The sequence below is a fragment of the Staphylococcus simulans genome (assembly GCF_002994445.1).
Lineage (GTDB): Bacteria > Bacillota > Bacilli > Staphylococcales > Staphylococcaceae > Staphylococcus > Staphylococcus simulans_B.
The window spans coordinates 35,787-61,100 of the sequence record NZ_MRZJ01000008.1 but is presented as its reverse complement, the minus strand read 5'-3'; the positions used below and the strand labels follow the sequence as shown (position 1 = coordinate 61,100).

Here is a 25,314-nt window from a genome sequence, read left to right as displayed (position 1 = left end):
ATTATTTTATATTTGCATTGATGCACAACTAAAGAGAAAGTAGGTTGATTATGGATTATAGACATGAAAGATTTTTTAAAGACCTTCTTGTTAATGAAACATATTATATAGCGATTAAAGATAGAAAAATGGTTCGCAGAAATGTAGGAGACGATGCGGTCGCTTTATTTTGGACAAGAAAAGAATTAGCAGAAGCTTATTTTGAAAATCGTACAGATGCATACGATAAAATTATTTCAAGAGACTTAGATCGTTTTGTGACATGTGAATTAGATGATTTGTTTGATAAAGGCGATAAAGTATTAGTCAATGTTACAGATGATGTGGATGGTCATTTTATTGATATTTATGAAGCTACAGATAAATTGATGACAGAACTTGACCGCATCCGTGTTGTAGAATTTTCACGAATTACTGCACAATCAGATGAGGTGTTCGGTTTAACACATAAAGGCAATAAACAATTCATTATCATCAGTGATAACGGTGAAGATAAACCGAATTTGATGCCGGTATGGAGCGATTACCGTTCAGCATTGAAATTCCGCGATGAAGACTTTGAAGAATGCGACGTTGAACAAGTAGAAGGTGAAGTATTCAGTGAATGGTTAGAACAATTAAGAGATGAAGACCGTGCAGTCGGCGTCAACTTAAAACCTGGTGTGGTAGGTTCAATCGTTTCAGCACAAACACTTAAAAACGAATTATCATATTAAAAAAATAAGGGGATAAGGTGATAGCAGATAACTATCAACCGTATCTCCTTATTTTTAATTACTCTTGATTGCCTAAATAGACACTGCCTAATGCGCCTGAGAAAGCACCATGTTCGATATAGTAAGGTTTGAATCCGCGCAATACAGTATAATCTTCAACAACTTTTCTTAACAGAGGATTATTGTTGAAGGAAGAACCGATATAGACAACATTTTCAGTATGCGACTCGCGTGCAAGGGTAATGGCCATCGTTGTTACGACTTCGCCGACCACACCCATCACAGAGGCAAGTTTGTCAGCAGGGGTTAAGTCTTTATCCAAATTATGCAAGACATGACCGAAATTGGCAGCTGTTAAATCTCCTGGAATCGGCGGTTCGCTGTTTTTATAAATGTGTTTTACTTTTAAATCGATGTATTCGCGATCGCCTTGTTGGGCTGTATTTGTCAATTCAGTGTAGTCTGTAATCCCTGATAAGAGATAACCGAGACCTTGAATCATACCGCCGCCAGCACCGATACCGCCGACACGTTTTTGAGACTTTCCGTCTGAATAGTGCATGGAAGTGCCTGTTCCGACGTTTGCGAAGATATAATCAGATAAATAATGGCCTTGTTCTTCAAGAAATACTTCTAATCCTTTAGAGGACGCATCGAATTCTACGAATTCTTTTGAAGGGAAATTCAATTGCTTTTGAATGAGTTTGGCTTTCCCGCCTGTTAATGTGACGTTCGTACAAGATTGATGATTCAACCAGTCGATTACTTTTGATAAATCATCAGAAGGTTCAGTGCGGAAATTACGCTGCCCGTTTTCAATCTCAACAATTTTAATTAATGTCCCACCTGCATCAATACCGATTTTCATGTTTTCACCTCAAATATATGTATAAGACGTAATCATTAATAGTATAATCAAAATGTAAAGAAAAAAGCAAAAATGAGGAGTGTACGATATAAAATGAAATTGAGTCCATACCTTATCGTCGAAAATGCAGGGCAAGCAGCAGAATTCTATCAACATGTATTCGGCGGAGAAACAAAAATATTAAATCAGCAAAAAGATATAGTACTTCATGCTGAAGTGCATGTGAATGAACAAATGGTTCTGCATATTTCAAGCAATTACGGCAAACCTTTCAGCAATGAAAATGTGAACCTGATTTTGACATTCGAAGAGGCGTCAGAACAACAACGTGTTTATGATGCATTGAGTGAAAACGGAGATCCGCATATGCCGATTGCTAAAACTTTTTTCAATGCGATGCACGGGCAAGTGAGAGACCAATACGGTGTCAATTGGTTATCTAATTGTTTCTTATAATAGAGAGTAGGGAAACACTAATTGAACTTGTAGTAAATTAGAAATGTAGGGGATATTATGAAACATAGCAAGCAATATGAAGATATTATTGTAACACCATACCAACCAAAATATTACCAAGAAGTTGTGAACTTTGAATTATCAGAACGTCAGCAGATTTATTCATCACTGCCGATTCAAGTCTTAGATGATGCACTTAAAGATAAAGATCGCATTGCAAATATTGCGATTAATAAAGAAGGGGCAGTGGTCGGCTTCTTTGTACTGCATCAATATTATCAGCACGAAGGTTACGATACACCTGAACATGTCGTTTATGTACGTTCTTTGTCTATTAATGAAAAGTACCAAGGCAACGGCTATGGCACTAAAATCATGATGAATCTGCCGAATTATGTTCAATCGCTGTATAGTGATTTCAACCACCTTTATTTAGTGGTGGATGCTGAGAATAAAGCAGCATGGAATGTATATGAACGTGCGGGCTTTATGCATACTGCTACTAAACAAGAAGGGCCGATCGGAGAAGAACGCTTGTATTATTTAGATTTAGATTCTAAATATGTATCTTCTTTAAAATTAAAAGCACCAGAAGAACAGCCGGACAAAGAAATTGATACGGTCCATTTAATGCTGGACGGTAAGAAAGCAGGCTTCATTGCACTGCAAGCGACAGAAAACCGTATGCATATCAGAGGAATTGAAGTCGATAAAGCACAACGTCATAAAGGTATCGCAGAAAGTGCATTGCGCCAATTAGCAACATATATCAGAAAAAATTATCCAGACATTGATGTGCTTGATATCGTTTTATTCGGAGAACATAATGAATTAAAACAACTTTGTTTGAACAGCAACTTTGTCGAGACTTTACAGACAGAGGATTATGTGAAGTTTGAAAAGTATATTGTTTATTAATAGCGAATGGTAAAAAAGAATCATCATTAGCATTGCGAAATAAGACATTGTCATTTATAATTTACATTTGTTAACATGAGATGTAACTAAACTTGTGATTGAATTGATAAAGCCTTTGAAAGGGAGTAATAGAACATATGAAAATTCAAGATTACACAAAAGAAATGGTAGACGAAAAATCATTTATCGATATGGCCCATACTCTATTAGAAGAAAAAGGGACTACAATGAATTTATACGATATTATCGATGAATTTAAAGCTTTAGGACATTATGAAGATGATGAACATTTAGAGAATCGTATTGTTCAGTTCTATACGGACTTAAATACTGACGGTCGTTTCCTTAATGTCGGAGAAAATAATTGGGGATTGCGCGACTGGTATTCAGTAGATGATATTGAAGAAAAAATCGCACCTACAATTCAAAAATTCGACATCTTGGATGAAGAAGATGAAGAGGATAAAAACCTTAAACTTCTTGGTGAAGAGGAAGAAGAAGCCGAAGATGAAGAAAGAGCTGAAGCGGACGCTGAAGACGACGAAGAAGATTTAGACGATCCTCAAGAAGAAGATGAAGTCGGCGAAGAGGATATCGTTATCGATGAAGATGACGATGAATTAGAAGAAACAGAAGAAATGTTTGAAGATGCGGAAGACTTCAATGACGAGCCGGATGAAGAGTAAATTATAATTGACTTTTTCTAGAAAAATGATAGAATTTTATTCGGGCTCCTTTAATTAGGACAACGTGTATAAATGATACGCTCCCCCTTTACATGAGATGTGAGAGGGAGCGTTTTTTTATTTTTAAAAGCTTATTTTATCAGTGGATTAAGGCATATTTGCCTTATCATGTATACAAGCAATATGGGAATGTACAAATTATATGTAATTGAATAGTAGGAGGAAAAAGAATGACTAAGTTCATATTTGTTACTGGCGGAGTAGTTTCTTCACTAGGTAAAGGGATTACTGCTGCATCATTAGGCAGATTATTAAAAGATAGAGGCTTATCTGTTACAATTCAAAAATTCGATCCGTACTTGAACGTGGACCCGGGTACAATGAGTCCGTACCAGCACGGTGAAGTATTTGTGACTGATGATGGAGCTGAAACAGACTTAGACTTAGGCCACTATGAACGTTTTATTGATATCAACTTAAATAAATACTCTAATGTGACAGCAGGTAAAGTGTATTCACACGTATTAAAGAAAGAACGCCGCGGTGATTATTTAGGCGGAACAGTTCAAGTAATTCCTCATATCACTAACGAAATCAAAGAACGTCTGTTATTAGCAGGCGAAAGTACAAAAGCTGATGTTGTAATTACAGAAATCGGCGGTACAACAGGCGACATCGAATCACTGCCGTTTATCGAAGCAATTCGTCAAATCCGCAGTGATTTAGGCCGTGAAAATGTTATGTATATCCATTGTACATTGCTGCCGTATATTAAAGCAGCAGGCGAAATGAAAACAAAACCGACACAACATAGTGTAAAAGAATTACGCGGTTTAGGGATTCAACCTGATTTAATCGTTGTAAGAACAGAATATGAAATGACACAAGATTTAAAAGATAAAATTGCGTTATTTTGTGATATTCCAGAAGAAAATGTCATTGAATGCCGCGATGCTGAATCTTTATATGAGATTCCTTTACAATTAAGCAAACAACATATGGATGATTTAGTCATTAACCGTTTAGCATTAGATGCGAAATATGAAACACAATTAGATGAGTGGAAACACTTATTAGAAATTGTGAATAATTTAGACGGTGAAATTACTATCGCTTTAGTCGGTAAATATGTCAGCTTGCAAGATGCTTATCTTTCAGTAGTAGAAGCATTGAAACATGCAGGTTATCCGCTTCACAAAGACATCAAAGTTAAATGGATCGACTCAAGCGAAGTCACAGACGAAAACGCAGCAGACTTCCTTAAAGATGCAGACGGTATCTTAGTACCTGGCGGCTTTGGTTTCCGTGCCAGCGAAGGTAAAATCTCAGCTATCCGTTATGCACGTGAAAACAACGTACCTTACTTCGGTATCTGCCTTGGTATGCAATTGGCTACTGTTGAATTTGCGCGCAACGTGCTTGGTTTAGAAGGCGCACACTCTACTGAGTTAGATCCTGAAACAGCACATCCGATTATCGACTTATTGCCTGAGCAAAAAGATATTGAAGATTTAGGCGGTACTTTACGTTTAGGTTTATATCCAAGCGAAATCAAAGAAGGTACGTTAGCTTTTGATATCTACGGCAAAAAAGAAATCGAAGAACGTCACCGTCACCGCTATGAATTCAACAATGATTACCGTGAGCAAATGGAAGAAAAAGGCATGGTCTTCTCTGGTGTAAGTCCAGACGGCAGAAGAATCGAAATGGTAGAAATCCCTGAAAACGACTTCTTCTTTGCGAGCCAATTCCACCCGGAATTCTTATCAAGACCGAACCGTCCGCAACCGATTTTCAAAGCGTTCATCGAAGCGGCGAACAAATTCCGAGAAAACAAAAACAAATAATAAGCTGATAAAAAGAGAACAAAAATAATAAGCGGCAGAGCTGATCACCTATAAAAGTGAAAAGCTTTGCCGCTTATTTTATTCAACATCTATGTCTAAATCTCGAATCATTTCAATCATTTGCGTGTAGATTTCATAATACACATAGCCGAACGCCATCGGATGAGGCTGTACAATCTTATCATAGTCTTCTGTATAAACAATCGGTCTTGGAGTACATAAGTCGATGAAATGCAAGAGGTGATCCGGAATCTCAGTTTCTTTGCTCTTGTTGCAAATCAATACAAAGTCCACATCCAAATCAATTAATGCTTGTGTATCTGCTTGAACCGCTTCATCATAAAAAGGCGAGAACAATAAGACACGGTCTGTTGTATCTAATGCACTGAAATCCTCAAAGTCAGAAAGCATTCTGCTGTCTTCTAACTTCTCATTGCTTTCTAATAAATAGCTTTCAAAAAACTTCAAGTCGCCATAGCCTTTAACATAAATATGGCCTTCTCCGCCAATTGCTTGAATCAGACATTGCGCTGCCATTTGAATATCGATTTCTTGTTGATTCAATCGATTAAATATACCTGTAAGTTGTGTTTGTAATATATTTGCCATGGTATCCTCCAACTTCATAATAGATATATTAATTCTATATGATGTAGTACGTGAATTCAATCTGAGGAAAAATGTATAACGGAGGGTAGAAAAAGGGTAGTGTAAAAAGATACACCGCTGATAATGACTTAATCATGATATTATGATGTATATTTTAAATGAATACGTTTACATTTGAAAATTCACACAATTTTATCATTTATAACCGCTTACATTTAGTTTTGCAATGCATTACAGTGGTGACTTTGGTATACTAAACTTATAAAAATCACGTGCAATATGCACGCAAGGAGGAACTTTCATGCCTTTAGTTTCAATGAAAGAAATGTTAATCGACGCAAAAGAAAAAGGTTATGCAGTTGGACAATATAACCTTAATAACCTAGAATTCACTCAAGCTATTCTAGAAGCTTCACAAGAACAAAATGCTCCAGTTATCTTAGGTGTATCTGAAGGTGCTGCGCGTTACATGAGCGGATTCTACACAGTAGTTAAAATGGTTGAAGGCTTATTACATGACCTTAAAATCACTGTACCTGTAGCAATCCACTTAGACCATGGTTCAAGCTTCGAAAAATGTAAAGAAGCAATCGACGCTGGATTCACATCAGTTATGATTGACGCTTCACACAGCCCATTCGAAGAAAACATTGAAACAACTAAAAAAGTTGTTGAATATGCACATGCTCGCGGAGTATCCGTAGAAGCTGAATTAGGTACAGTCGGCGGACAAGAAGATGACGTTGTTGCTGACGGTGTTATATATGCTGACCCTAAAGAGTGTCAAGAATTAGTTGAAAAAACTGGTATCGATACTTTAGCACCAGCATTAGGTTCAGTTCACGGTCCTTACAAAGGCGAACCAAACTTAGGCTTCAAAGAAATGGAAGAAATCGGTAAATCTACTGGCTTACCATTAGTATTGCACGGCGGTACTGGTATCCCAACTAAAGATATCCAAAAATCTATTTCTTTAGGTACAGCTAAAATCAACGTGAACACTGAAAACCAAATTTCTTCAGCAAAAGCAGTTCGCGAAGTATTAAACAACGACAAAGATGTTTACGATCCACGTAAATATTTAGGACCAGCTCGCGAAGCTATCAAAGCAACTGTAACTGGTAAAATCAAAGAGTTCGGTACTTCTAACCGCGCTTAATTTATAATTTTGTTTTGTTAAAGAGCATCTGTATTCTCAGATGTTCTTTTTTGCGTTATAAATATATTTGAAAAGATTGTACTCTTATCAACCATGTGTTAGGATACATAAGATTGATTGAAAATTAATCGAACTTAAGGTAATCACTTTGAAGAAAATCTTTTTCAGTATCAACGTGCTTTATGCTATAATATCTTAAGTGATTTTTTGAATGATCAAAAAGTTTATTGAAACTAACATCTTAGATAACAAGATTAAATGGGTGCAACATATCAACTGTTATAATTACAGTGTTAAATGGCAATGCATCCATAATATGAATATACAAACGCTTGTGAATTCAACTATAATAAATATGAAGAACAACGATAACCAATATTTTCATAGATGAATCAAATGTGAGTGGGGTGTAGTCATATCAGAAACATGGGTATGCTATACATAGAACTATGGAATGAAGATTGAATAACAAAGGAGAACAATCGAATGGCTCAAGAAGTAATAAAAATCAGAGGCGGACAGCCATTAAAAGGGAAGCTTAAAATTAATGGTGCGAAAAACAGTGCAGTTGCCATTATCCCAGCAGCATTACTGGCAGAAGATGTTGTGAGACTTGAAGGGCTACCGCAAATTTCAGATGTTGCTACTTTAGTTAGCTTGTTAGAAGATTTAAATATAAAAACTGATCTTGAAGGTACAGAGTTAAAAATAGATCCGACAGAAATTCAAAATGCATCTTTACCGAATCATAAAGTCGAATCTTTAAGAGCATCATATTATATGATGGGTGCTTTATTAGGCAGATTCAAAAAATGTGTCATCGGTTTGCCTGGCGGCTGTCCTTTAGGACCGCGTCCGATTGATCAGCATATTAAAGGCTTCAAAGCTTTAGGTGCGACAATTGATGAGTCAAGCCCGACATCAATGAAGATTGAAGCAGAAGAATTAAAAGGTGCGAATATCTTCTTGGATATGGTCAGTGTCGGTGCGACAATCAATATAATGTTAGCGGCAGTGCGTGCAGAAGGACAAACTGTGATTGAAAACGCCGCAAAAGAACCTGAAGTTGTCGATGTTGCGACATTCTTAACAGGTATGGGTGCTAACATTAAAGGCGCTGGTACAAGTACGATTAAAATTACAGGTGTTGACCACCTCCATGGTGTAACGCATCAGATTATTCCAGATAGAATTGAAGCGGGTTCATACATGTGTATGGCAGCTGCTTGCGGCGGAGAAGTGGAATTAGATAATATTATTCCAAAGCATATTGAACCGTTAACAGTTAAGCTTCAAGAATTAGGTGTGGATGTTAATATCAATGACGATAGTGTCACACTTAAAGGCCAATTGCCGTTTAATAATGTGAATATCAAAACATTGGTATATCCTGGATTTGCGACAGACTTGCAGCAGCCGATTACGCCATTGCTTTTCTTAGCTGATGGACCTTCATTTGTGACAGATACGATTTATCCGGAACGCTTCAGACATATTGAAGAATTGAAGAAAATGGGCGGTGCAATTTCTGTTGATCAAAATACAGCAACTGTTAAACCTTCAACATTGCAAGGCGCTTCTGTCTATGCCAGCGACTTGCGTGCAGGTGCTTGTTTAATTGTTGCAGGCTTGATTGCAGAAGGTGTAACAACAATTTATAATGTAAATCACATTTATCGCGGTTACACAAACATTGTTGAAAATTTAAAATCTCTCGGCGCAAACATTTGGACTGAAAAAATCTAAAATTTGTGGTATACTTTGTATATTAGGTTGACATGATCTAGTAATCATGGAGAGGTGATTTAAATGGAAGTATGTCCTTATTTAGAAGAAACATTTAAAATCATCGGTCGCAGCTGGAACGGATTGATATTGAATTATCTATCTAGATGCCCAGAAAAGTCTGCTCACTTCAGTGAAATGAAGAAAGACTTGAAGACCATCACACCGCGTTCTCTAAGTTTAAAACTTACAGAATTGATGGAATGGGACTTAGTAGAAAAGAATATTGTATCCAAAGCACCGGTCTCAATTGTCTATCAATTGACTGATAAAGGTGCAGCACTGGCTGAAGCTTTAGTACCGATGGAAGAATGGGCACAAAAATACGTCGAACTGGAACAAGAGCATAAAGCTGCAAATTCTTAAAATAGATTTGATAAAAGCAAGAGTTATTCCTTAATGGAGTAGCTCTTCTTTTTTGGTTATAAGCACATTCGTTTAAAAATAGCGCTGATAGGTTAAAATAGATAATAAGACATTTACTAAGGAGTGACTGTAATTGAGAACTCAAACGAAACAATATATCAATGGCGAATGGGTAGACAGTGCAAGCGGTGAAACAATTGATGTCATCAACCCTGCAACTGAAGAAGTCTTAGGCCAAATTGCAAAAGGGAATAAAGAAGACGTTGATAAAGCAGTCGCAGCTGCGAACAATGTTTATCTTGAATTCCGTCACAGCAGTGTAGAATACAGAAGAGATTTACTTGATAAAATCGTTAAAGAGTACGAAAACAGAAAAGAAGATATTATAGAAGCAATTACAGATGAGTTAGGTGCACCATTAGAAAAATCTGAAAAAGTGCACTATCAAATGGGATTAAATCATTTCGCAGAAGCAAGAGATGCATTGGATAATTTCCAATTCGAAGAACAGCGCGGCAATGATTTAGTTGTAAAAGAAGCTATCGGTGTAGCAGGATTAATTACACCTTGGAACTTCCCAACCAACCAAACTTCACTTAAATTAGCGGCAGCTTTCGCAGCGGGCAGTCCAGTAGTATTGAAACCTTCAGAATTAACACCATTTGCGGCTGTTATCTTAGCAGAAATCTTTGATAAAGTCGGCGTACCAAAAGGTGTCTTCAACTTAGTGAACGGTGACGGCGAAGGTGTCGGCAATCCATTAAGCGAGCACCCTGATGTACGTATGATGTCATTTACAGGTTCTGGCCCGACAGGTGCAAAAATCATGGAAAAAGCTGCCCAAGACTTCAAGAAAGTTTCACTTGAACTTGGCGGCAAATCACCATATATCATTTTAGACGATGCAGATATTGACGGTGCAGCAGAAGCAGCTGCAGGCAAAGTCTACAATAATACTGGACAAGTTTGTACTGCAGGTACAAGAACAATCGTTCCAGAATCATTGAAAGATGACTTTATTAAAGCTGTAAAAGAAAAAATGAGCGCAGTTAAAGTCGGAGACCCAAGAGAAGACGGCGTAGACATGGGTCCGATTATCAGTAAAAAACAATATGATCAAGTTCAAGATTATATTCAAAAAGGTATCGACGAAGGTGCTGAATTAATCCTTGGCGGTACTGGCAAACCTGAAGGCTTAGAAAAAGGCTATTTCGCAAAACCTACTATCTTTACAAACGTTAAGAATGATATGACAATTGCACAAGAAGAAATCTTCGGTCCAGTGATGTCAGTTATCACTTATAAAGACTTGGACGAAGCAATTGAAATCGCAAACGATACAGTATATGGTTTAGCAGGTTATGTTTATGGTAAAGATTTAGATACTTTACGCAAAGTAGCACGTGAAGTAGAAGCCGGTACAATTGAAATCAATGAAGCTGGACGCAAACCAGATCTGCCATTCGGCGGCTACAAACAATCAGGCTTAGGCAGAGAATGGGGCGACTATGGTATTGAAGAATTCTTAGAAATCAAATCAATTGCCGGATATTACAACAAATAGAATTTTGAACTAAAATGCTGGGCAGTAATGTGCTCAGCATTTTTATTTTTTTAAGGAGAGGGTAATGTACAATTTTAAGCAGAGTATCAATCATTGTTTTGCGATAAGGTTTAAAATTTGCTATGGTTATCTTATGAAAAATACTTTATAATTAGTAAATACGTAAACTAAAATGAAATGAGTGTAAAACATGCCTGAAAGAGAACGTACATCTCCTCAATACGAGTCTTTCCACGAACTCTATAAGAACAATACTACTAAAGCGCTAACTCAAAAAGCAAAATCTCTTAAATTAACTAACTATAGTAAATTGAATAAAAAAGAATTAGTATTAGCCATTATGGAAGCACAGATGGAAAAAGACGGCAATTACTATATGGAAGGTATCTTAGATGATATCCAACCAGATGGTTACGGCTTTTTAAGAACTGTCAACTACTCTAAAGGCGAAAAAGATATTTATATTTCTGCAAGTCAAATCCGCCGTTTTGAAATCAAGCGCGGGGATAAGGTGACAGGGAAAGTCAGAAAGCCTAAAGATAATGAAAAATATTACGGCTTGCTGCAAGTCGATTTTGTCAATGATCATAATGCAGAAGAGGTAAAAAAACGCCCGCATTTCCAAGCACTTACACCGTTATATCCGGATGAGCGTATTAAATTGGAAACAAAATCAAACAATTATTCGACAAGAATCATGGACTTAGTTGCACCTATTGGTTTAGGTCAGCGTGGTTTGATTGTCGCACCGCCTAAAGCAGGTAAAACGTCATTGCTGAAAGAAATTGCAAATGCAGTTACAGTCAATAAACCTGAAGCAAAACTTTTTATTCTGCTTGTCGGAGAACGACCAGAAGAGGTAACAGATATTGAACGATCAAGCGAAGCAGCTGAAGTCGTACATTCAACATTTGATGAGCCGCCGGAACATCATGTTAAAGTAGCTGAATTGTTGTTAGAACGTGCGAAAAGATTGGTTGAAATCGGTGAAGATGTCATCATTTTAATGGATTCGATTACACGTTTGGCACGTGCTTACAACTTAGTAATTCCGCCGAGCGGACGTACTTTATCAGGTGGTTTAGACCCTGCATCATTACACAAACCAAAGCACTTCTTCGGTGCTGCGCGAAACATTGAAGCAGGTGGCAGTTTAACGATTTTAGCAACAGCTTTAATCGATACAGGTTCCAGAATGGACGATATGATTTATGAAGAGTTCAAAGGAACAGGAAACATGGAATTGCATTTAGATCGTAAATTAGCTGAAAGACGTGTCTTCCCAGCAATTGATATCGGCAGAAGTTCAACACGTAAAGAAGAACTGCTGGTTGATAAGAAAGATTTAGACAGTTTATGGCAATTGCGCAATATGTTTACTGATTCAACAGACTTTACTGAACGCTTTATCCGCAAATTGAAACGTTCTAAAAATAATGAAGAATTCTTCCATCAATTGCAAGAAGTTGCAATTGAAAGCAAACGTACAGGCAAACCTATCATTTAATAATAAATTATATTTGTCTTCCAGAATGGGTTGCATTTTATTCTAGTAACAATTATAATTACTAAGTATTGGGTAAAAACTCACAAATAACTCTGTTCCAGATGGTTCAGGGCAAAGGAGCTGAAAATAATTATGAGACAAGGAATCCATCCTGAATACCACAAAGTAATTTTCTTAGATACAACAACTAACTACAAATTCTTAAGTGGTTCAACTAAATCATCATCAGAAACAATGGAATGGGAAGATGGCAACGAATATCCAGTTATCCGTTTAGATATTTCATCTGACTCACATCCATTCTACACTGGTCGTCAAAAATTCGCAGCTGCGGATGGCCGTGTTGAACGATTCAACAAGAAATTCGGTCTTAAATCATCAAACAATAACGAATAATTTCGATTTAAATGAGACTCTCGCAATTTGGCGAGAGTTTTTTTATTTGGTTTTCAAAGCAAAGTATAATGATGTATGGGTATACAAAAAGAGATTGCATTCCATTAAAATTTTCTCATGTTTTGCCCGTTGTCCTAATTAAAAATATGATATAATGAGATGATTTTGTTTTGAAAAGGAAGGAAAAGCATAATGTATGAAACTTATCATTCCGGCTGGATTGAATGTATTACCGGCAGCATGTTCAGCGGTAAATCTGAAGAATTAATCCGCAGATTAAAACGCGGCATGTATGCAAAACAGAAAGTCGTAGTATTTAAACCTGCAATAGATGATCGTTACCACAAAGAAAAAGTGGTATCGCATAACGGCAACGCAATAGAAGCAATCACTATTAAAAAGGCTGAAGAAATTTTAGAACAGGATTTGACTGAAGTCGATGTGATTGGTATAGATGAAGTGCAATTCTTTGAGGATTCGGTTGTAGAAATTGCACAAGATTTGGCAGAACAAGGCCATCGTGTCATTGTGGCAGGACTGGATATGGACTTCAGAGGGAAACCTTTTGAACCGATGCCGCAGTTGATGGCTGTCAGTGAGTTGGTTACTAAGCTGCAAGCAGTATGTGCAGTTTGCGGAGCACCTGCAAGCAGAACACAGCGTTTAATCAACGGCAGACCTGCTAAAGAAGATGACCCGATTATTATGGTGGGGGCAGATGAAAGTTATGAACCTAGATGCCGCGCACATCATATCGTTGCACCTAGTGAATCTGAGAAGGAGGAATTATAATGTTTGATCAATTGGATATCGTAGAAGAACGTTATGAACAATTAAATGAATTACTAAGCGACCCAGATGTTGTCAGTGATTCAGATAAACTGCGTGAATATTCTAAAGAACAGTCAGACCTGCAAAAGACTGTAGATGTTTATCGCGAATATAAACAAAACAAAGAAGATATCGGTGAAATGCAAGAGATGTTGAATGAAACATCTGATAAAGAAGAAGTGGAAATGCTGAAATCGGATATCAGTGAATTAAAGGCGACATTACCTGACCTTGAAGAAGAATTGAAATTCTTATTAATCCCTAAAGATCCTAACGACGACAAAAACGTTGTGGTTGAAATCCGTGCAGCTGCAGGCGGAGATGAAGCAGCAATCTTTGCTGGGGATTTATACCGTATGTATTCACGTTATAGTGAATCATTAGGTTATAAAACAGAAGTATTAGAAATGAATGACAGTGATCATGGCGGATTTAAAGAAATCAGCTTTATGATTAATGGTCAAGGTGCTTATTCTAAATTGAAATATGAAAATGGTGCGCACCGTGTACAACGTGTCCCTGAAACTGAATCAGGCGGTCGTATTCATACTTCTACAGCAACTGTTGCAGTACTTCCAGAAGCAGAAGATGTTGAAGTTGAAATCAGAAATGAAGATTTGAAGATAGAAACATACCGTTCAAGCGGTTCAGGCGGTCAGCACGTCAATACAACTGACTCAGCGGTACGTATTACGCACTTGCCGACAGGTATCGTTGCGACATCATCTGAAAAATCACAAATTCAAAACCGTGAAAAAGCCTTAAAAGTCTTAAAAGCACGTGTTTATGATATGAAATTGCAAGAAGAACAAGAAAAATATGCATCAGAAAGAAAATCAGCTGTAGGTACGGGTGACCGTTCAGAGCGTATTCGTACGTACAACTATCCGCAAAACCGTGTAACCGACCACCGTATCGGTTTAACAATCCAAAAATTGGATCAAATCATCGAAGGCAAATTAGATGAAATTGTGGATGCTTTAACAATGTCAGAGCAAACTGAGAAATTGAAAGAATTGAATAACGTTGAGTTATAAGGAAGCTGTACAAGCAGCTGCGAAACAAGCAGTTGCACGCGGCTTTGAATCTAAAAGAGCAAAGTGGCTGTTGTTAGATTTGTTTGACTGGTCGCTTGCAGATTATGTCTTGAAGATGAATGACACTATGACAGAAGCACATCGTGCAGCCTATCAAGAAGCAACAGACCGTATGTTAACTGGGGAACCGATTCAATATATTACCGGTTTCCAAAGCTTTTACGGCGAACGCTTTAAAGTAGATGCACGCTGCTTGATTCCAAGACCTGAGACTGAAGAAGTCCTAATGCATTTTATGAACCAATTATCTAACGGTGATAGTGTGGCTGATATCGGTACAGGCAGCGGTATTATTGCGGTGATGCTAAAGCTTTTGAAACCTGATTTGACTGTCTATGCGACGGACTTGTTTGAAGGACCTTTAGAGGTTGCGCGTGCCAATGCAGCAATGCATCAAACGGATATTACTTTCTTGCAAGGGAGCGACTTGTCTCCTTTAATAGAACAAAATATACGATTAGACGGCTTAATTTCAAACCCGCCGTATATTGATCAAGCAGAATCTATAGATATGGCTGAAACTGTAGTGGATTATGAACCGCACCAAGCTTTGTTTGCAGAAGAACACGGCTTAGCCATCTATCGAGCGATAATTGAAAAGCTGCCGCAAGTATTAAATGACAATGCTGTAGTCGTTTTTGAAATTGGTTATAATCAGGGGGAAGTGCTGAAGGCACTGATTCAATCTATCTATCCGTCAATTGAGGCGGAAGTGATTCAAGATATTAATCAAAACGACAGAATTATTTCATTTATATGGAAACGCTGAACAGCGTAATGATGAGAAGTTATGGGAGAAGAGGGGAGATTGTATAACACCCTGTTCTCGCATAACTTCTTATTTTGTTTTACAATTATTTTTGAAAGGACGTGCAGAGAGATGAAGACAAAAACTTGGGATTTGCGTCATCAATTAGGAACAAAACAAGGTCAGAAAGCGTTAGAAGAAATCAGCGCCATCTATCATGCAGGCGGCTTAGTTGCTTTGCCGACAGAAACGGTATACGGGTTAGGTGCGAATGCGCAAGATAATGAAGCAGTACGTAAAATATACGAAGCAAAAGGACGTCCTTCTGATAATCCTCTGATTGTGCATATTCACGACCAAAGTCAATTAGATGCGTTTACAGCGCCGCGTTCAAAAGAAGTAAAACTATTAATGGACACATTTTGGCCAGGACCGATTTCATTTATTTTACCGCTTGAGCCAGGCTATTTATGCGAACGTGTTTCTGGCGGTTTGCAGTCTATTGCAGTCAGAATGCCGAGCCATCCTATCGGCCGAGCCATTTTAGAATATACAGATTTACCGATTGCTGCGCCGAGTGCGAATATTAGCGGACGTCCATCACCTACAACCTTTGCTCATGTCTTTAGAGATTTAAATGAACGGGTAGAAGGAATAGTAAACGGTGATCAAAGTGAAGAAGGTTTAGAAAGTACCGTGTTGGATTGCACGCAATATCCGTTCAGAATTGCACGTCCCGGTGCGATTACAGCAGATATGATTGAAAATGTCTTGCCGGGTTCGGTTGATTTAACAGCACATTTAGATACAGATAAACCGATTGCACCTGGAATGAAATATAAACACTATTCACCAGAAACACCTGTGGCGATGTTGACAGAATTAAATCATGAGATTTCAAGCGACCAGGATTGGCAGCACACTTTATTTGCGGTACCTGCGACATTGAAGCAGTATATTCCAAAGAACGCGATTTATCGTGAATTATCTTCAGATAGCTATGATTTAAAGGCCGCAAATCATAATCTATATCAAATATTGCATGAACTTGATACGGATGATTCGATTCATCAAGGTTACATTTACCGTTATAAAACAACCGATGATAGTATTGCTTTCTTGAATAGACTCGAAAAAGCAACAGGCAATCAACAAATAGGAGCGGATCAATTGTGAAAATAATATTTGTTTGTACAGGCAATACATGCAGGAGCCCGATGGCAGAAAGTATTGCCAAATCATTAATGCCAGAATATGAATTTTATTCAAGAGGCTTATTTGCAATGGATGGACAGCCCGCAGCCGTACATACTGCTGAGATATTGAATGAGAAAGGTTTAGATGAGCCGACTGTATCTTGTCAGTTCAGCGAACAAGATACAGATGCTGATTTAATCTTAACGATGACAGAAGGTCATAAGCAGCAATTGGCCATGATGTTTAAGGAAGATTTGCCGGTGTACACACTTTATGAGTATGCAGGACAAAACGGTGAAGTTTCAGATCCATACGGCGGTACACATGCACAGTATGAGCAGATTTACAATGAATTGAATTACTTGCTGAATGAGGTCAGAACGCGATTGGAAAAAGATATGGATAATTAGTATAAGTTGAGCTTTAAATGCGTTATAATAGCTATTATATAGCATGGTTTGCTTACATAAGCGAAGCAGACAAGCGGTGTTCTTGTTTGTTTTTGCTTGTCATCATTTTAAAAAGGGGTGGAATTAAATGGAAAACTTGAAGTTGTTGCTGAATGAATTGAAAGAACAAAATTTCTTTAAACCAGGAGAAATATGTGTAATCGGCTGCTCGACATCTGAAGTTATCGGCGAACGTATTGGTTCGGTCGGTTCTATGGATGTTGCACAAGAATTATTTGATGCGTTGATGGAGGTCCGTAAAGAAACGGATGTCATCTTTGCATTCCAAGGTTGCGAACACATCAACAGAGCAATTACTATCGAACGTGAACATTTCAATCCACTTACAATGGAAGAAGTAACTGTAGTACCTGCAACGCATGCTGGCGGCAGTATGTCAACGTACGCTTATCGCCACCTCAACAATCCTATGGTTGTTGAGCATATCACAGCAAACTGCGGTATTGATATCGGTCAAACTATGATCGGCATGCATATCAAACATGTTGCAGTGCCTGTGCGCACTTCTGTGAAAACAGTCGGCGATGCAGTAGTGACAATTGCGACTTCCAGACCTAAGTTAATTGGCGGCGAACGTGCTCACTATACTTTATAACTAAATGAATTGGGGGAATGATGTCATGTCATTTATCGAAAAGGAAGACAAAGCAGTATTTGAAGCTATTCAAAACGAATACAATCGTCAGAATAACAACATTGAATTAATCGCATCAGAAAACTTTGTGTCTGAAGCAGTAATGGAAGCACAAGGTTCAGTATTGACTAACAAGTATGCTGAAGGTTATCCAGGACGCCGTTACTATGGCGGCTGCCAATTTGTGGATGTTACTGAAACTTTAGCAATCGAACGTGCCAAAGAATTATTCGGTGCAGAACACGTAAACGTACAACCGCATTCAGGCTCACAAGCTAACATGGCTGTTTATTTAGTTGCACTTGATTACGGCGACACTGTATTAGGTATGAACTTAAGCCATGGCGGCCACTTGACACACGGTGCTAAAGTCAACTTCAGCGGCCAATTTTATAACTTTGTTGAGTATGGAGTAGATAAAGAAACTGAACGTATTGATTATGAAGAAGTACGTCGACTTGCAAAAGAAAACAAACCTAAATTAATTGTTGCAGGCGCATCAGCATACCCAAGAGAAATCGACTTCAAGAAATTCAAAGAAATTGCTGACGAAGTCGGTGCTAAATTAATGGTAGACATGGCACACATCGCTGGTTTAGTTGCTGCAGGTTTACACCAAAACCCAGTAGACTATGCTGATTTTGTAACGACAACTACGCATAAAACTTTAAGAGGCCCTCGCGGCGGTATGATTCTTACTAAAAAAGAATATGCGAAACAAATTGATAAAACAATCTTCCCAGGTATCCAAGGCGGACCTTTAGAACATGTTATTGCTGCTAAAGCAGTAGCATTCGGAGAAGCTTTGCAGCCTGAGTTTAAAGTTTATCAACAACAAGTTGTTAAAAATGCAAAAGTACTTGCTGAAACACTTGTTAAAGAAGGCTTCAGAGTTGTTTCTGGCGGAACAGAAAACCACTTGGTTGCTGTAGATGTCAAAGGTTCATTTGGTATTACTGGTAAAGAAGCAGAAGAAGCTTTAGATGAAGTAGGAATTACTTGCAACAAAAACACAATTCCTTTCGACCAAGAAAAACCTTTCGTTACAAGCGGTTTACGTTTAGGTACACCAGCGGCGACTACACGCGGATTCGACGAAAAAGATTTTGAAGAGGTAGCAAAAATTATCAGCCTAGTTGTTCAAAACATTAAAGATGAAGCAAAATTAAAAGAAGCTGCAGAACGTGTGCAAGCGTTGACTTCAAAACACCCATTATATAAATAAGAGAACTAGGAGGCTATTCCTTTATGGGAAAAGTACATGTATTTGATCATCCGTTAATTCAACACAAATTAAGCTATATCCGCGACGTTCATACAGGAACGAAAGAGTTCAGAGAACTTGTAGACGAAGTCGGTATGTTAATGGCTTATGAAGTTACAAGAGATTTAGAACTTCAAGATGTTGAAATCGAAACACCTGTCACTAAAACAACAGCCAAAAGATTATCTGGTAAAAAATTAGCGTTTATTCCGATTCTTAGAGCTGGTTTAGGTATGACGCAAGGTGTCTTAAGCTTAATTCCAGCAGCACGTGTAGGCCACGTCGGCTTATACCGTGACCCGAAAACATTGGAAGCAGTAGAATATTTTGTGAAATTACCGCAAGATATTGAAGAAAGACAAATTATTGTCGTAGATCCGATGTTAGCGACAGGTGCTTCAGCAATCGAAGCTATCAACTCATTGAAAAAGCGCGGTGCCAAACACATTCGTTTCATGTGTTTGATTGCGGCAAATGAAGGTGTTGAAAAATTACAAGAAGCACACCCTGATGTAGATATTTACATTGCTGCACTAGATGAAAAGCTAAATGATAAAGCATATATCATCCCAGGTTTAGGTGATGCTGGAGACCGCTTATTCGGAACAAAATAAGTTGTCTGAATGTAAAATGCTATCTATAAGATAAGCATAATGTTTTGATATGATATATAGATGAATAAACAAAAGAGTATGCAAATTATTTAGCATGAATGCACAACGTGTTTAAATCTGTTAAATATTGATTTGCATACTCTTTCTCTGTATAGGAGGAAATGATTTGAAAAAAATTATGACAATCTTCGGCACACGACCTGAAGCTATAAAAATGGCACCGTTGGTCAATCAATTAAAAAAAGAAGAAGAATTAGTGCCAATCGTTGTTGTCACAGCACAACATAGAGAAATGCTGGATTCTGTACTGGATACGTTTAACATTCAGCCTGATTATGATTTGAACATTATGAAGTCGGGGCAAACGCTATCAGACATCACAACTAAAGTGCTGAAAGGGTTAGAAGCAGTCATTCAACAAGAACAGCCGGATATGATTTTGGTACATGGCGACACGATGACCGCTTTTGCGAGCAGTTTAGCTGCATTTTACAATCAAGTTGCCATCGGTCATGTTGAAGCAGGGCTGAGAACTTGGAATAAGTATTCACCTTATCCTGAAGAGATGAATCGCCAAATGATCAGTAAATTAGCTGATTTGCATTTTGCACCGACAGCACAAGCTAAAGCAAATTTATTAAATGAAAATACCGATGCATCTAAAATTGCGGTGACAGGCAATACTGCGATTGATGCAATGGCTACGACAATTCAAGATAACTATCATTCAGAAGTTATGGAGCGACATAAAGGCAAGCGTGTATTGCTGCTGACTGCACATCGCAGAGAAAACCTAGGCAAGCCGATGGAACATATCTTTTCTGCAGTTCGCAAGCTGGTAGAAGCACATGAGGATGTTGTGGCGGTTTATCCTATGCATAAGAATCCTAAAGTCAGAGCGATTGCACAACGCTACTTGAGCCATCATGATCGCATTGAATTGATTGAGCCCTTAGATGTTGTGGATTTCCATAACTTTGCACATCAATCTTACTTGATATTGACGGATTCAGGCGGTATTCAAGAAGAAGCACCATCGTTAGGCAAGCCTGTGCTTGTTTTGAGAGATACGACAGAACGACCTGAAGGTGTCGCAGCAGGAACATTGAAGTTGGCAGGTACAGATGAAGCGGATGTGTATCGAGAAGCGGAACAATTGTTAACAGATCAAGCAATTTATAAGCAAATGAGTGAAACAGCCAATCCTTATGGTGATGGAAAAGCTTCTCAGCGAATTTGTGACAATATTAAGTATTATTTTAGTCTAACAAGTGAAAAACCGTTAGATTTTAATGAAAATAAAGATAATTATGAATAAATTGTTAAAAATGTGTCGAAAATGTGACAATTGTAGTTCATAAGAATAGCATATTTTGAATGTAATTGACACGTGTTCCGTTGCTATATTATGATTAAAACTGTATGGATGAAATGGTTTACAAATGATTCGTATCTCCATGTGAAATGAGGCACAATAAATGAAACAGTTCAACTTTATCTTTAAGAAATTTCTTCAATATTACATTTATTGGTTGTCAGCTTTGGTTATTATTGCATTTTTAATACCCAAGCCTTTCATTATTGGTCTTATCATTGGTTCATTTGGTTCCTTAATCAATACATACATCTTTGAATTATATTTATCTAAGGCGCAGAAAGAAGAAACGTCTCAGATATCAACAGGGGGCATATGGCGCTTTTTAGTCGCTTTAGCAGCTTGTTGCATCTGGCTTTTCTTTAAAAACCAAGTGAATATATTTGGTGTAATGATTGGTTTAATGATTTCATATTTTTTAATCATTTTCCGACCATTTCTTCACAAAATGTAATACAAATCAATGAGTGAAAGAGGTGAGTATTATATGCAACACGAAAGCCCAAAGTCTACTTTGGATTTGTTTGGCTTAGACCTCACATTTAACTGGGCAACTGTCTTAATGGTTATTATTACCGCAATCCTTGTCTTTGTCCTTGCTGTTTGGTGTACACGCAATTTGCAGAAACGTCCAACCGGCAAACAAAACTTCATTGAATGGGTTTTTGACTTTGTCAGAGGTATTATTGAAAGCAACCTCGCTTGGTCGAAGGGCGGACAGTTCCATTTCCTTGCTGTTACTTTGATATTGTTTATCTTTATCGGTAATATGCTAGGTCTTCCGTTTGCTATCGTGATTGACCATAAATTATGGTGGAAATCGCCGACAGCAGATGCGACCGTTACGTTGACATTATCTACTTTGATGATTCTGTTGACACATTACTACGGTGTTAAGATGCGTGGAGCAAAAGCATACTTTAAAGGTTATACAAAACCATTCTTGGCTTTGACACCTGTTAATGTATTTGAAGAATTCACTTCTACATTAACGCTCGGCTTGCGTCTTTATGGTAACATTTACGCAGGTGAAATCTTAATCGGCTTATTATCATCATTGATAGTAGGTAATTTAGCATGGGGTTGGATCATCGGTGTGCCAGGTTTGATTGCTTGGCAAGGTTTCTCAGTTTTCATCGGTACAATCCAAGCGTATATCTTTATCATGTTAACCATGGTATACATGTCCCACAAAGTTGCGGACGATCACTAGTTTTTCTAAATTAAAATTTTATAAACACATTAGGAGGATTTTTTAATATGAATTTAATCGCAGCGGCAATCGCAATTGGTTTATCAGCACTTGGTGCAGGTATTGGTAACGGTCTTATTGTATCTAGAACAGTTGAAGGTGTAGCACGTCAACCAGAAGCACGCGGACAATTAATGTCAATCATGTTCATCGGTATCGGTTTAGTTGAGGCATTACCGATCCTTGGTCTTGTAATTTCATTCATCGTTTTATTCATGTAATAGAAACATTGAGGCAAGCGGCGAAGTCAGATTATCGACATTCGCCATTTCTTTCGTAATGAATTAACACTAAATGCCAATAGAGGACTTTGAATGAAAGGAGTGTCCAAGTACTGTGACTGCGACTACAAACACATTAGTTTTAGGTGCTGCAGGCGGCGGTGTTGAATGGGGTTCAGCATTAGTAACATTAATTACTTTCTTAATCCTTTTAGCATTGCTTAAAAAATTCGCGTGGGGTCCATTGAAAGCTGTAATGGATAAACGTGAACAAGATATCAACAAAGATATCGATGATGCAGAACAAGCTAAAATTAATGCTCAAAAACTAGAAGAACGAAATAGACAAACACTAAGAGAAACTCAAGATGAGGTTCAAAAAATCTTAGAAGAAGCAAAAGTTCAAGCACGCGACCAACATGAACAAATCATTCATGAAGCAAATGTTCGTGCTAACGGCATGATTGAAACTGCACAAAGTGAAATCAACAGCCAAAAAGAACGTGCAATCTCTGAAATCAACGATGAAGTATCTAAGTTGTCAGTTCTGATTGCGTCTAAAATTTTACAAAAAGATATTTCAGAAAAAGATCAAAAAGACTTGATCGACAAGTACATTAAAGAGGTAGGGGATAAATAATGGCAAATGTTGCTAAAAAATATGCCCAAGCACTGTATGAAACGTCACTCGATAAAGATGTTTTAGATTTAATGTACGATGAATTTGCTGTTATTAATGAAGCAGTAATTCCTTATAAAGAGAAATTAAAATCTTTCGATGAGGATCCAAAGAATATTGCAAAGAATCGTAAAGACTTTGTCGATGCAACATTCCAGGGTGTAAATGAATACTTGAAAAATGCTTTATATGTATTAGCTGAAAATCGCAACTTAGCGATTTTAGACGAAGTATTTGTTGAATTCCAAGGATTGTATAACAAACATTACAATCAAGATTTTGCAACTGTAGAGTCTGTACATGAGCTTACTCAAGAAGAGCTTGATCAAGTAGGGGAGTCTTTAATTCAACGTACAGGTCTTAGCAAAGTCATTCTTACAAATGTGCTTAACCCATCATTAATCGGCGGTGTAAGAACAAAAGTAGGAACAAAAGTTTATGACGGCAGTATTCAAAATGATCTCGTTAACTTAGAAAGAAGATTTACTAGAACGAAATAATTAATTATAGAGGAGTGACATAGATGGCCATAAAAGCTGAAGAGATTAGTGCATTACTTCGCTCACAAATTGAAAATTATGAGTCAGAGATGTCTGTTACTGATGTTGGTACAGTAATTCAGATTGGTGACGGTATTGCATTAGTTCACGGATTAAACGACGTTATGGCTGGTGAGTTAGTAGAATTCCATAATGGTGTGCTTGGACTAGCTCAAAACCTAGAAGAATCAAACGTTGGTATTGTAATTTTAGGACCATACACTGACATTAAAGAGGGAGACGAAGTTAAACGTACAGGACGTATCATGGAAGTACCTGTAGGCGACGAATTAATCGGTCGTGTTGTTAACCCATTAGGTCAACCGTTAGATGGACAAGGTCCGATTGAAACATCTAAAACACGTCCAGTTGAACAAAAAGCAACGGGCGTTATGGCAAGACAATCAGTTGACGAACCATTACAAACTGGTATCAAAGCGATTGACGCATTAGTACCAATCGGTCGTGGTCAACGTGAGTTAATCATTGGGGACCGTCAAACTGGTAAAACTACAATTGCAATCGATACAATCTTGAACCAAAAAGATCAAGATATGATTTGTATCTATGTAGCAATTGGTCAAAAAGAATCAACAGTACGTGCAACTGTTGAGAAATTAAGACAGCACGGTGCGTTAGATTACACAATCATCGTAACTGCAGGTGCTGCAGACCCAGCTCCATTGTTATACATTGCGCCATATGCAGGTGTATCAATGGGTGAAGAATTCATGTTCAACGGTAAACAAGTTTTAATCGTATATGATGATTTAACTAAACAAGCAGCTGCTTACCGTGAACTTTCATTATTATTACGCAGACCGCCAGGTCGTGAAGCATACCCAGGTGACGTGTTCTATCTACATAGTAGATTATTAGAACGTGCTGCTAAATTGAATGATGAATTAGGCGGCGGTTCTATCACAGCATTGCCTATTATCGAAACACAAGCAGGGGACATTTCTGCTTATGTTCCAACAAACGTAATCTCAATCACTGACGGACAAATCTTCTTAGAATCAGACTTGTTCTTCTCAGGGGTACGTCCAGCAATCAACGCCGGATTCTCAGTATCTCGTGTAGGTGGTTCAGCACAAATCAAAGCAATGAAAAAAGTTGCAGGTACTTTACGTTTAGACTTAGCTTCATACCGTGAATTAGAATCATTCGCGCAATTCGGTTCAGACTTAGACGAATTCACAGCGAGAAAATTAGAGCGTGGTAAACGTACAGTTGAAGTACTTAAACAAGGTCAAGGCGAACCATTGCCTGTAGAAAACGAAGTATTAATCATCTATGCATTAGTTAACGGTTTCTTAGATGATGTTCCTGTTCAAGACGTACAACGTTTCGAATCAGAAATTATCGGATGGACTAAAAACAATGCACCTGAATTATTAGATGAAATCAAAAATAAAGGTACTTTACCTGACAAAGAAAAAATGAACCAAGCAATTGAAAACTTCAAACGCAGTTTCAGTGTTTCTGAAGACTAAGATGAAGCGAAGTAATAATA

General features: G+C 37.8%; 28 protein-coding genes. 26 read left to right on the top strand and 2 right to left on the bottom strand.

Annotation, left to right across the window (positions count from 1 at the left end):
- Positions 1-50: 50 nt before the first annotated feature.
- Complete coding sequence (locus tag C7N65_RS10085) at positions 51-716, top strand: DUF2750 domain-containing protein (RefSeq protein WP_105994385.1); 666 nt, start codon at positions 51-53, stop codon at positions 714-716.
- 58 nt (positions 717-774) lie between these two features.
- Here the strand turns inward: C7N65_RS10085 and coaW are convergent, their stop codons facing one another.
- Positions 775-1,584 (bottom strand): type II pantothenate kinase, encoded by an 810-nt coding sequence (gene coaW, locus C7N65_RS10080; RefSeq protein ID WP_105994353.1) that lies wholly within the window; start codon positions 1,582-1,584, stop codon positions 775-777.
- A 93-nt stretch (positions 1,585-1,677) separates the two neighbouring features.
- On the opposite strand from coaW, the gene C7N65_RS10075 reads away from it, so the two are divergent.
- From C7N65_RS10075 to C7N65_RS10060, 4 genes are all read left to right on the top strand, one after another.
- Positions 1,678-2,040, top strand: coding sequence for a VOC family protein (locus C7N65_RS10075; RefSeq protein WP_105994352.1), 363 nt, complete (start codon positions 1,678-1,680; stop codon positions 2,038-2,040).
- A 57-nt stretch (positions 2,041-2,097) separates the two neighbouring features.
- Entirely contained in the window at positions 2,098-2,958 is an 861-nt protein-coding gene (locus C7N65_RS10070) for a GNAT family N-acetyltransferase (RefSeq protein ID WP_105994351.1), read from the top strand.
- 137 nt (positions 2,959-3,095) lie between these two features.
- Complete coding sequence (gene rpoE, locus C7N65_RS10065) at positions 3,096-3,644, top strand: DNA-directed RNA polymerase subunit delta (protein WP_105994350.1); 549 nt, start codon at positions 3,096-3,098, stop codon at positions 3,642-3,644.
- A gap of 230 nt (positions 3,645-3,874) precedes the next feature.
- Positions 3,875-5,491, top strand: coding sequence for a CTP synthase (locus C7N65_RS10060; protein WP_105994349.1), 1,617 nt, complete (start codon positions 3,875-3,877; stop codon positions 5,489-5,491).
- A gap of 78 nt (positions 5,492-5,569) precedes the next feature.
- On the opposite strand, the gene C7N65_RS10055 is transcribed toward C7N65_RS10060, so the two are convergent.
- On the bottom strand, positions 5,570-6,100 hold the full coding sequence (locus C7N65_RS10055) for a DUF2529 family protein (RefSeq protein ID WP_105994348.1): 531 nt from the start codon (positions 6,098-6,100) through the stop codon (positions 5,570-5,572).
- A 301-nt stretch (positions 6,101-6,401) separates the two neighbouring features.
- Here C7N65_RS10055 and fdaB point away from each other — a divergent pair, with 301 nt between their 5' ends.
- The 21 genes from fdaB (at position 6,402) to atpA (ending at position 25,294) form a co-directional block, all read left to right on the top strand.
- Positions 6,402-7,259, top strand: coding sequence for a class IIb fructose-bisphosphate aldolase FdaB (gene fdaB / locus C7N65_RS10050; RefSeq protein ID WP_105994347.1), 858 nt, complete (start codon positions 6,402-6,404; stop codon positions 7,257-7,259).
- 486 nt (positions 7,260-7,745) lie between these two features.
- Positions 7,746-9,005 (top strand): UDP-N-acetylglucosamine 1-carboxyvinyltransferase, encoded by a 1,260-nt coding sequence (locus C7N65_RS10045; RefSeq protein ID WP_105994346.1) that lies wholly within the window; start codon positions 7,746-7,748, stop codon positions 9,003-9,005.
- A 63-nt stretch (positions 9,006-9,068) separates the two neighbouring features.
- Complete coding sequence (locus C7N65_RS10040) at positions 9,069-9,410, top strand: winged helix-turn-helix transcriptional regulator (protein ID WP_105994345.1); 342 nt, start codon at positions 9,069-9,071, stop codon at positions 9,408-9,410.
- A gap of 133 nt (positions 9,411-9,543) precedes the next feature.
- On the top strand, positions 9,544-10,974 hold the full coding sequence (locus C7N65_RS10035; RefSeq protein ID WP_105994344.1) for an aldehyde dehydrogenase family protein: 1,431 nt from the start codon (positions 9,544-9,546) through the stop codon (positions 10,972-10,974).
- Between the two features lie 190 nt (positions 10,975-11,164).
- Positions 11,165-12,481: a transcription termination factor Rho gene (gene rho / locus C7N65_RS10030; RefSeq protein WP_105994343.1), complete on the top strand. Its 1,317-nt coding sequence runs from the start codon at positions 11,165-11,167 to the stop codon at positions 12,479-12,481.
- 132 nt (positions 12,482-12,613) lie between these two features.
- Positions 12,614-12,877, top strand: a complete 264-nt coding sequence (locus C7N65_RS10025) for a type B 50S ribosomal protein L31 (protein ID WP_105994342.1) — start codon at positions 12,614-12,616, stop codon at positions 12,875-12,877.
- A 192-nt stretch (positions 12,878-13,069) separates the two neighbouring features.
- A complete protein-coding gene (locus C7N65_RS10020) occupies positions 13,070-13,669 on the top strand; it encodes a thymidine kinase (RefSeq protein ID WP_105994341.1) in 600 nt (199 codons plus the stop codon).
- Positions 13,669-14,745, top strand: coding sequence for a peptide chain release factor 1 (gene prfA, locus C7N65_RS10015; RefSeq protein ID WP_105994340.1), 1,077 nt, complete (start codon positions 13,669-13,671; stop codon positions 14,743-14,745). Before C7N65_RS10020 ends, prfA begins: the two co-directional genes overlap by 1 nt.
- Positions 14,735-15,574: a peptide chain release factor N(5)-glutamine methyltransferase gene (gene prmC / locus C7N65_RS10010; RefSeq protein WP_105994339.1), complete on the top strand. Its 840-nt coding sequence runs from the start codon at positions 14,735-14,737 to the stop codon at positions 15,572-15,574. The genes prfA and prmC overlap by 11 nt, the downstream gene beginning before the upstream one ends.
- 111 nt (positions 15,575-15,685) lie before the next feature.
- A complete protein-coding gene (locus C7N65_RS10005; protein ID WP_105994338.1) occupies positions 15,686-16,729 on the top strand; it encodes an L-threonylcarbamoyladenylate synthase in 1,044 nt (347 codons plus the stop codon).
- Positions 16,726-17,160: a low molecular weight protein arginine phosphatase gene (locus C7N65_RS10000; RefSeq protein ID WP_105994337.1), complete on the top strand. Its 435-nt coding sequence runs from the start codon at positions 16,726-16,728 to the stop codon at positions 17,158-17,160. Before C7N65_RS10005 ends, C7N65_RS10000 begins: the two co-directional genes overlap by 4 nt.
- Positions 17,161-17,287: 127 nt before the next feature.
- A complete protein-coding gene (locus tag C7N65_RS09995; RefSeq protein WP_105994336.1) occupies positions 17,288-17,815 on the top strand; it encodes a TIGR01440 family protein in 528 nt (175 codons plus the stop codon).
- A gap of 25 nt (positions 17,816-17,840) precedes the next feature.
- On the top strand, positions 17,841-19,079 hold the full coding sequence (gene glyA, locus C7N65_RS09990; RefSeq protein ID WP_105994335.1) for a serine hydroxymethyltransferase: 1,239 nt from the start codon (positions 17,841-17,843) through the stop codon (positions 19,077-19,079).
- Positions 19,080-19,102: 23 nt separating this feature from the next.
- Positions 19,103-19,732, top strand: a complete 630-nt coding sequence (gene upp, locus C7N65_RS09985; protein ID WP_105994334.1) for a uracil phosphoribosyltransferase — start codon at positions 19,103-19,105, stop codon at positions 19,730-19,732.
- Positions 19,733-19,898: 166 nt separating this feature from the next.
- Positions 19,899-21,050, top strand: a complete 1,152-nt coding sequence (gene wecB / locus C7N65_RS09980; protein ID WP_105994333.1) for a non-hydrolyzing UDP-N-acetylglucosamine 2-epimerase — start codon at positions 19,899-19,901, stop codon at positions 21,048-21,050.
- Positions 21,051-21,210: 160 nt separating this feature from the next.
- Positions 21,211-21,561, top strand: coding sequence for an ATP synthase subunit I (locus C7N65_RS09975; RefSeq protein WP_105994332.1), 351 nt, complete (start codon positions 21,211-21,213; stop codon positions 21,559-21,561).
- Positions 21,562-21,594: 33 nt separating this feature from the next.
- Positions 21,595-22,320, top strand: coding sequence for a F0F1 ATP synthase subunit A (atpB, locus tag C7N65_RS09970; protein WP_105994331.1), 726 nt, complete (start codon positions 21,595-21,597; stop codon positions 22,318-22,320).
- A 47-nt stretch (positions 22,321-22,367) separates the two neighbouring features.
- Positions 22,368-22,580, top strand: a complete 213-nt coding sequence (gene atpE / locus C7N65_RS09965) for a F0F1 ATP synthase subunit C (protein WP_105994330.1) — start codon at positions 22,368-22,370, stop codon at positions 22,578-22,580.
- Positions 22,581-22,695: 115 nt separating this feature from the next.
- Entirely contained in the window at positions 22,696-23,220 is a 525-nt protein-coding gene (locus C7N65_RS09960; RefSeq protein WP_105994329.1) for a F0F1 ATP synthase subunit B, read from the top strand.
- Positions 23,220-23,759: a F0F1 ATP synthase subunit delta gene (locus tag C7N65_RS09955; RefSeq protein WP_105994328.1), complete on the top strand. Its 540-nt coding sequence runs from the start codon at positions 23,220-23,222 to the stop codon at positions 23,757-23,759. Before C7N65_RS09960 ends, C7N65_RS09955 begins: the two co-directional genes overlap by 1 nt.
- A gap of 23 nt (positions 23,760-23,782) precedes the next feature.
- Complete coding sequence (atpA, locus tag C7N65_RS09950; protein WP_105994327.1) at positions 23,783-25,294, top strand: F0F1 ATP synthase subunit alpha; 1,512 nt, start codon at positions 23,783-23,785, stop codon at positions 25,292-25,294.
- The last annotated feature ends 20 nt before the right edge of the window (positions 25,295-25,314 follow it).

Bases quoted from the DNA above. Each gene is read 5' to 3' on its own strand.
- C7N65_RS10085 (WP_105994385.1), top strand. From the start codon at position 51: ATGGATTATAGACATGAAAGATTTTTTAAAGACCTTCTTGTTAATGAA.
- coaW (WP_105994353.1), bottom strand. From the start codon at position 1,584: ATGAAAATCGGTATTGATGCAGGTGGGACATTAATTAAAATTGTTGAG.
- C7N65_RS10075 (WP_105994352.1), top strand. From the start codon at position 1,678: ATGAAATTGAGTCCATACCTTATCGTCGAAAATGCAGGGCAAGCAGCA.
- C7N65_RS10070 (WP_105994351.1), top strand. From the start codon at position 2,098: ATGAAACATAGCAAGCAATATGAAGATATTATTGTAACACCATACCAA.
- rpoE (WP_105994350.1), top strand. From the start codon at position 3,096: ATGAAAATTCAAGATTACACAAAAGAAATGGTAGACGAAAAATCATTT.
- C7N65_RS10060 (WP_105994349.1), top strand. From the start codon at position 3,875: ATGACTAAGTTCATATTTGTTACTGGCGGAGTAGTTTCTTCACTAGGT.
- C7N65_RS10055 (WP_105994348.1), bottom strand. From the start codon at position 6,100: ATGGCAAATATATTACAAACACAACTTACAGGTATATTTAATCGATTG.
- fdaB (WP_105994347.1), top strand. From the start codon at position 6,402: ATGCCTTTAGTTTCAATGAAAGAAATGTTAATCGACGCAAAAGAAAAA.
- C7N65_RS10045 (WP_105994346.1), top strand. From the start codon at position 7,746: ATGGCTCAAGAAGTAATAAAAATCAGAGGCGGACAGCCATTAAAAGGG.
- C7N65_RS10040 (WP_105994345.1), top strand. From the start codon at position 9,069: ATGGAAGTATGTCCTTATTTAGAAGAAACATTTAAAATCATCGGTCGC.
- rho (WP_105994343.1), top strand. From the start codon at position 11,165: ATGCCTGAAAGAGAACGTACATCTCCTCAATACGAGTCTTTCCACGAA.
- C7N65_RS10025 (WP_105994342.1), top strand. From the start codon at position 12,614: ATGAGACAAGGAATCCATCCTGAATACCACAAAGTAATTTTCTTAGAT.
- C7N65_RS10020 (WP_105994341.1), top strand. From the start codon at position 13,070: ATGTATGAAACTTATCATTCCGGCTGGATTGAATGTATTACCGGCAGC.
- prfA (WP_105994340.1), top strand. From the start codon at position 13,669: ATGTTTGATCAATTGGATATCGTAGAAGAACGTTATGAACAATTAAAT.
- C7N65_RS10005 (WP_105994338.1), top strand. From the start codon at position 15,686: ATGAAGACAAAAACTTGGGATTTGCGTCATCAATTAGGAACAAAACAA.
- C7N65_RS09995 (WP_105994336.1), top strand. From the start codon at position 17,288: ATGGAAAACTTGAAGTTGTTGCTGAATGAATTGAAAGAACAAAATTTC.
- glyA (WP_105994335.1), top strand. From the start codon at position 17,841: ATGTCATTTATCGAAAAGGAAGACAAAGCAGTATTTGAAGCTATTCAA.
- upp (WP_105994334.1), top strand. From the start codon at position 19,103: ATGGGAAAAGTACATGTATTTGATCATCCGTTAATTCAACACAAATTA.
- C7N65_RS09975 (WP_105994332.1), top strand. From the start codon at position 21,211: ATGAAACAGTTCAACTTTATCTTTAAGAAATTTCTTCAATATTACATT.
- atpB (WP_105994331.1), top strand. From the start codon at position 21,595: ATGCAACACGAAAGCCCAAAGTCTACTTTGGATTTGTTTGGCTTAGAC.
- atpE (WP_105994330.1), top strand. From the start codon at position 22,368: ATGAATTTAATCGCAGCGGCAATCGCAATTGGTTTATCAGCACTTGGT.
- C7N65_RS09955 (WP_105994328.1), top strand. From the start codon at position 23,220: ATGGCAAATGTTGCTAAAAAATATGCCCAAGCACTGTATGAAACGTCA.
- atpA (WP_105994327.1), top strand. From the start codon at position 23,783: ATGGCCATAAAAGCTGAAGAGATTAGTGCATTACTTCGCTCACAAATT.